We start from the raw sequence: 2,594 nt of genomic DNA, 5'->3' as shown, positions 1-2,594 counted from the left end.
CGGCGAGTCGGTATGCATGGTCAGCACATCCACGTTCTGCAGGATCAGGCTGTCCGCCGCTTCACGCTCCTTGGCCGGGTCGTGCCAGGTATTGATCCACACCACTTTAACCGTGGCGTCGGGGTTGGTCACCTGCGCGCCCAGGGTGAAGGCGTTGATGCCACGGATCACTTCGGGAATGGGGAAGGCGGCCACGTACCCGATCTGGTTGGTGTCGCTCATGGCACCGGCAGTCATGCCGGCCAGGTAGCGCGCCTGGTAGGCCCGGGCTTGATAGTTACCGACGTTGCGCGCGGTCTTGTAACCGGTGGCGTGTTCGTACTTCACTTGGGGAAAGCGCCGCGCGACTTTCAAGGTCGGGTTCATGTAGCCGAACGAGGTGGTGAAAATCAGATCGTGGCCACGGGCGGACATGTTGCGGATCACCCGCTCGGAATCGGCCCCTTCGGCGACGCTTTCGACGTAGGTAGTTTCGATTTTGTCTCCGAACTCTTCGGCCACAATTTTTCGCGCCCGGTCGTGCATGTAGGTCCAGCCCGCATCGCCAATGGGACTGACGTAGACAAAACCGACCTTGAGCGGTTCGGCCGCCTGGCTGGCCAGGCTCCAGCCCAACAGGGCGGTGGTGAGAGCCAGTAGGGGTTTGAGTTTCATACGGTTATCCTCGTTAAGGGCAAAGCGAAAGTCGGTTACTGTGGTGGGTGGTACGGCTGCCCCAGGGAGCGGGGGGCGAACAACCCTTTCGCGCCCTTGCGGCTCATCATGAACACCAGCACCACAATGGTGACGGCATAGGGCAGCATCGCCAGCAGATTGGAGGGCACATCGTAGCCGAAGCCCTGCAACAACAGGTGCAGAATGCTGGCAAAACCGAACAGCCAGGCGCCCAGCAGAATGCGCTCGGTGCGCCAGCTGGCGAATACCACCAGAGCCAGGGCGATCCAGCCGCGCCCGGCGGAGATGCCTTCGGCCCACATCGGTGTGTAGGACAATGAGAGGTAAGCGCCGGCCAGCCCCGCCATGGCGCCGCCAAACAGCACCGCCGCGTAACGCACCACCAGAACCTTGTAACCCAGAGCGTGGGCGACCTGTGGGTTTTCGCCCACGGCGCGGATGATCAATCCCAGCCGGGTCGAGCGCATGGTCCAGAACACCAGGGCGAACAGGGCCAGACCCAGATAGACCATCAGATCCTGGCCGAACAGGGCGGGTCCGATGAGGGGGATTTTGTGCAACAGCGGTAGCTCGACCCGGGTCATTCCTTCAATGGACTGACCCACATACTCGGCTCCGAGAAAGGCGCTCAGTCCGGTCCCGAAAATGGTCAACGCCAGACCGGTGGCCACCTGGTTGGAGATCAGCGTCAGTGCGACGAAGGCGAAAATCAGTGAGACCAGAGCGCCCGTCAGAGCCCCGACAATAACCCCCAGCAACAGAGAGTCGGCGCTATAGGCTGCGATAAACGCGCAGGCCGCCCCCACCAGAATCATTCCTTCCTGGCCCAGGTTGAGTACCCCGGAGCGCTCTGAAATCATGGCTCCCAAGGCGACCAACAGCAGCGGCGTACCCGTACGGACGGTGGCAAACAGAATATTTTCAAGCAATGCGAGATCCATAACGGGCCCTCAAGTGGTCGCGACACCGGTTGCTCGTCCGTTGAGAACAAGCCGGTAGTGGATGAGCAGGTCGCAGCCGAGCAGAAAGAACAACAGCATCCCCTGGAACAGGCCGGTGATGGACTTGGGCAGACCGAGATCGATCTGGGCCATTTCGCCCCCGAGGTAGGTCAGCCCCAGCAGCATGCTGGCCAGCACGATGCCCACCGGGTGCATACGCCCCATGAACACCACAATGATGGCGGCGTAGCCATAGCCCAGGGACAGGGTCGGGATCAGTTGCCCCACCGGCCCGTTGGTTTCGGAAATGGCGGCCAGGCCTGCCATGGCGCCACTGAACAACAGCAGAAACCAGATGATGGCGCGACTGTTAAAACCGGCGAAGCGGGCGGCATTGCGGTTTTCTCCCAGCACCTGCAACTGAAAACCCAGTAGCGAACGGGCCAGCAGGACCCAGATCACCACCACCATAAACAGCGCGATAAACAACGCGACGGTGACCCGGTAGTCGAACGACAGCAGTGGCAACAGGGTGTGCTCGGCAAACAGGGCCGACTCCGGAAAGTTGAAACCGGCCGGGTCTTTCAGTGGCCCGTGAACGCCCCAGAGCAATAGATTGACCGCGATGTAGTTGAGCATGATTGTGGTCAGAATTTCATTGGTGTTGAAGTGCGTGAGCAACAGCGCGGCGATGCCGGCCCAGGCCATGCCGGCGAGCACGCCGCTGAGCAGAATGACCGGCAGAACCCAGAAGCCTTCTACTTCGGTCAGTTGCAGGGACACGGCTCCGCCGATCAGGGCGGCGAACACAAACTGCCCCTCCGCGCCGATGTTCCAGATTTTGGCTTTGAAGCAGAGTGTCAGCCCGGTGGCGCACAGCAGCAGGGGCGTGACCTTGACCGCCAGCTCGGACCAACCGTAGGTGTCGCGCAGCGGCTCGATAAAAAAGATCATCAGGCTGGCGACGGGGGCATGGCC

At 61.3% G+C, this 2,594-nt stretch carries 3 protein-coding genes; all 3 read right to left on the bottom strand.

Features of this window, described 5'->3' with window-relative positions; genetic code table 11:
- On the bottom strand, positions 1-654 hold a 654-nt coding region (locus tag B3187_RS13745), incomplete at its 3' end, for a BMP family ABC transporter substrate-binding protein (protein WP_286807048.1).
- A 35-nt stretch (positions 655-689) separates the two neighbouring features.
- Positions 690-1,604, bottom strand: a complete 915-nt coding sequence (locus B3187_RS13740; protein WP_286807046.1) for an ABC transporter permease — start codon at positions 1,602-1,604, stop codon at positions 690-692.
- 21 nt (positions 1,605-1,625) lie between these two features.
- A partial coding sequence (locus B3187_RS13735; protein ID WP_286807045.1) for an ABC transporter permease occupies positions 1,626-2,594 on the bottom strand: 969 nt, incomplete at its 5' end.

The organism is Marinimicrobium sp. UBA4209, from assembly GCF_002381585.1.
GTDB lineage: Bacteria > Pseudomonadota > Gammaproteobacteria > Pseudomonadales > Cellvibrionaceae > Marinimicrobium > Marinimicrobium koreense.
Note: the sequence above shows the minus strand (reverse complement) of the source record. Positions and strands in the feature narration are given on the sequence as shown.